Origin of the sequence: Paenibacillus barengoltzii NBRC 101215, from assembly GCF_004000745.1 — a bacterium.
Classification (GTDB): Bacteria; Bacillota; Bacilli; order Paenibacillales; family Paenibacillaceae; genus Fontibacillus; species Fontibacillus barengoltzii.
Window position 1 is genome coordinate 1 of sequence record NZ_BILV01000021.1, and the last position, 3,706, is coordinate 3,706.

A 3,706-nucleotide genomic window follows, 5' to 3' on the forward strand; every position below is an offset into this window, starting at 1 on the left:
GCTTAGCTGGGCACGCCATACCGTAAAAACGCCCGTCTCCCCAACACCGGGGGACGGGCCGCTCTCAGCCTTGTTCACGCGCTCTCCTTTGTTCCAGCTTCCGCTGTCGCTCCGCATGCTTCTCCCCGCGCTGCGGCGTGCGCCGCTGCGGAATGTTCGGGGCGATGTTATGAGAAGCCTCCGCCACCAGGCGCACCAACTCCGGGTCCAGCACCTGGATCGTGAGGTCGTAATACGTAAAAGCTTGAATACTCCCTTCTGTCAGCTGCCGGACGTACGCTTCCGTGTCCCGGCGCAGCTTCCCCAGGTCGATGCCAAGCGTGTGTTCCGGATAGGGGGCCAACCGCTCTAAAGCGGATTGCAGCATCTTCCGTCCGCCGGACAAATTGCCGCGCCGCGCGTGGAACAATCCGACAGCAACCTGCAGCAGTCCCTTATACAGTGGATCATGCCCCTGCTCTAGCCACAATTCTTCGAGCACCTCATGGCACTCGAAATAATCGCGGTCGCGGTTGAAATATACGAGATACGCCACAAACAGCGGCTCATAACTCATCCCCGGGCTCCTCCACTTTTTTGTGCAGCTTGATCAGATCCTTCAGTTCGACCTGCAGCTGCTTCAGCCCATCAAAATCCTTCGCTTCCCACAACCGGTTAAACCGGTCCTGGCTCTCGATGGCTTCTTTGACCAGATGGTAAAAATAAAGCTGATGAATCGACGCAAGCACGGAGGAAACCACGTTAGAATCGTCCTCAAAGCTCTTCTGCGCCTGCAAAATTTCCTGGCGAATGCTCGACATTTCATTATCCAGTACGAATGCAGCTTCGGCAGCCTTTTTGAGCCGGCCCCGCATTTCTTCAGGCAGACTTTCCCGATACTTGTAGTTCAAAGAATGCTCAATCGTCGCCCAAAAATTCATCGCCAGCGTACGAATCTGAATTTCGGCCAGCACTTGCTTTTGACCCAGCGCGGTTTGCACTGGATATTCCACGATCATATGGAAGCTGCGATAGCCGCTTTCCTTGTAGTTTGTAATGTAGTCCTTTTCGTAAAGAACCTTCAGGTCCTTACGCATACGAATATATTCCGCCACCCGGCGGATATCCTCAACGAACTGACACATAATGCGAATGCCTGCGATATCCTCGATTCCGGTCTCCAGATTGTCCATGGACACATTTAACCGCTTCGCCTTGTCCAAAATGCTGGAGATTTTCTTGACCCGTCCGGTTACGAATTCGATCGGCGCATACTCTTCGCGTTTCTTCAGCTCGGCGCGCATCGTCTTGAATTTAACCTTCAGTTCTTCTACCGCTTGTTCATATGGAAGCAAAAATGTTCCCCAATCTCTACTGTCCATCCTTATGCCTCCTGTCTTCTGTCCCCCGGCTTGAATCGATGCCGGCTTAGCTTATCGGAGATCCGCCCCAACCGCCTCGGAGATATGGCGATAGCCGTCCCGGCGCAGCAACTCCCGCAAGCCGCGATGCAGTTTGCGGTTGATTTCCGGGCCTTCGTAGATCAACGCAGTGTAGATTTCGACTAAGCTGGCGCCAGCCCGGATTTTGGCATAGGCATCTTCCGCTGTGAAAATCCCGCCCGATCCGATTATCGGCAATCGACCTTCCGTTTGCCGATACACGCGCGAGATGATCTCTGTGGACCGTGCGTTCAGCGGTTTTCCGCTTAAGCCTCCAGTTTCCCGAGCGTTCTGGTGCGTGAGGCCGTCCCGCGACAACGTCGTATTAGTGGCGATTATGCCGGAAACGCCGCTATTGCGAATGGTGTCGACCATATATTCCAGCTCATCCAAGCTTACATCCGGCGCGATTTTAACCAGCACTGCTTTGGATTTGCCATGCCGCTTCGCTTCGGCCGCCATCCGATCCGTTACTGCAGTTAGCAGCGAAGCTAACTCATTGCCATGCTGCAATTTACGTAAGTCCGGCGTATTTGGTGAACTGATGTTCACAACGAAGAAATCGGCGTATTCATATAAATCCGAAATACATTTCTCGTAATCTCGATACGCTTCTTCGTTGGGTGTGATTTTATTTTTGCCAATGTTGACGGCAATCGGAATCGGGCGGTGTTTCAGCGCCTTTAGACGCTGTGCCATCGCCTCCGTTCCGCGATTATTAAAGCCCATCCGGTTAATCAACGCTTCGTCCGAAGGCAAGCGAAACAACCTTGGACGATCATTGCCGGGCTGTCCCAGCGGCGTGACCGTACCCACTTCCATAAATCCGAATCCGATGGCGGAGAAACCAGGCACCGCGTCGGCATTTTTATCAAGACCGGCAGCTAACCCCACCGGGGAAGGAAAATGAATTCCAAATAAATCCGTCGCGAGCTCCGGAGCTTCCGGCACGCCGTACATTCCGCGCAAGAGCGGCAGCATTCCAGGAACGGCAGCAGCAGTATGTAATCCGTTGATAACGAGATGATGGGCATTCTCCGGATCCATCCGAAAAAATACCGGTTTTCCCAATGTGCGATACAACACGTTGTACAGTTCACTCCGATCTTACGCTTTGCATTTTTGCTAATATCAGTTTAGCTGTTTCCGCTGGAAAAGAAAAGTTTAACCTATATGCCACGTGAAAGAAACAACAAGGTGATGGAATTTTGCCGTGAAAGCCATTACAATAAGGGGGAAAGCACCTCTAATATCGCTTAAAACTAGGTTAGAGAGGGGAAATGATCATGTCTGCCAAGCGCATGCCGCCTACACTCCAGAAGAAAAAGGACGAAGTCAACAAGAAAGCGCTCATCTGGTCCATATCCATCGTTGCCGCGCTGGTCATCGTGACTACCGTCCTTTTAATTGTAACCTAAGCTAGTTCAGCCAATGGTAAGTGCGGTGGGGATTAGTCTGATCCTGTCTATCGCCCAGGGCGAAACGCTCCGCCGGGACGTTCTTCAGCTTCGGCAAAATCCCCTTCCCAATCCTCACCTTCGTTCCCTTCGGAACCAAATCAAACAGCTCCTCCACATCCTTCTTCCCCATCCGGACGCAACCTAACGACTCATCCTTTCCAATACTATCCGGCTCATTTGTTCCGTGAATCGCGTAGTTCGTATCGGATAGCTGCATGCCGCGGCTGCCAAATTCGCCGTTATCCTTCCCGTTCGGGTTGATCACTTTTTCAGAAATAACAAACGTACCCTCCGGTGTCTGCGAGCCGCCCAATCCAACGGGATAACTTCGAATCAAGACGTTCCCGCTGACCACTGCCAAAGTGTGCGTGTCCGTATCGACGATCATTTCATAAGGTTCGGCAAAAAAAGGCTGCTGCCCCGGTGCCATCCCCTTCGCGAGCACTTCTGGCGCATCCGCATTTCCGGTTGCGCCGTCAACGCCTTTGCGTTTTAACTGTACAAGCAACGGCTGAAACGCCTGCTCCATCGTCGAATCGGTTCCGGCAATCCAGTTGTCGGGATACGGCCCGGCCAGGTCTTGCAGGCTCGCAGGCCATGCCCCGTTCGCCTGCTTGTAGTGGATCATCGCCGAGGCAAGCACGCCCAGCGATTCCTGCTGCGGGATCCACTGCCGCGCGCGCTGTTGCAGCGCGGCTGAATCCGGCGGCGCGCATTCGCACGCGCGCGCATCATAGGCTTGGAGCGCCGTCCGCCCCTCGGCCGGACTCTGCTCCAAGCCATACGCGACTGGCAGGTCGTCCGACCAGACCAGCCAGTCGCCGG

The 3,706-nt window shown here is 53.8% G+C and carries 5 protein-coding genes; 1 reads left to right on the forward strand and 4 read right to left on the reverse strand.

All coding sequences use genetic code 11. The features are described 5' to 3' along the window. Positions 1-64: 64 nt before the first annotated feature. The 3 genes from PBA01S_RS08135 to PBA01S_RS08145 are packed head-to-tail and all read right to left on the reverse strand — an operon-like array spanning position 65 to position 2,507. Positions 65-556 (reverse strand): DUF309 domain-containing protein, encoded by a 492-nt coding sequence (locus PBA01S_RS08135; protein WP_085278773.1) that lies wholly within the window; start codon positions 554-556, stop codon positions 65-67. Then, positions 546-1,361, reverse strand: a complete 816-nt coding sequence (gene yjbM, locus PBA01S_RS08140) for a GTP diphosphokinase (RefSeq protein ID WP_009222805.1) — start codon at positions 1,359-1,361, stop codon at positions 546-548. The genes PBA01S_RS08135 and yjbM overlap by 11 nt, the downstream gene beginning before the upstream one ends. A gap of 51 nt (positions 1,362-1,412) precedes the next feature. Continuing rightward, on the reverse strand, positions 1,413-2,507 hold the full coding sequence (locus tag PBA01S_RS08145) for a quinone-dependent dihydroorotate dehydrogenase (RefSeq protein WP_127575756.1): 1,095 nt from the start codon (positions 2,505-2,507) through the stop codon (positions 1,413-1,415). Positions 2,508-2,707: 200 nt separating this feature from the next. On the opposite strand from PBA01S_RS08145, the gene PBA01S_RS23100 reads away from it, so the two are divergent. Next, positions 2,708-2,839 (forward strand): hypothetical protein, encoded by a 132-nt coding sequence (locus PBA01S_RS23100; RefSeq protein WP_016312727.1) that lies wholly within the window; start codon positions 2,708-2,710, stop codon positions 2,837-2,839. Position 2,840: 1 nt separating this feature from the next. Here PBA01S_RS23100 and PBA01S_RS08150 read toward each other — a convergent pair. Then, positions 2,841-3,706: L,D-transpeptidase (locus PBA01S_RS08150; protein ID WP_164744124.1), on the reverse strand; the 866-nt coding region annotated here is incomplete at its 5' end.

Excerpts from the sequence above, each read along its gene's own strand:
- PBA01S_RS08135 (WP_085278773.1), bottom strand. The coding sequence starts at position 556 with ATGAGTTATGAGCCGCTGTTTGTGGCGTATCTCGTATATTTCAACCGC.
- PBA01S_RS23100 (WP_016312727.1), top strand. The coding sequence starts at position 2,708 with ATGTCTGCCAAGCGCATGCCGCCTACACTCCAGAAGAAAAAGGACGAA.
- yjbM (WP_009222805.1), bottom strand. The coding sequence starts at position 1,361 with ATGGACAGTAGAGATTGGGGAACATTTTTGCTTCCATATGAACAAGCG.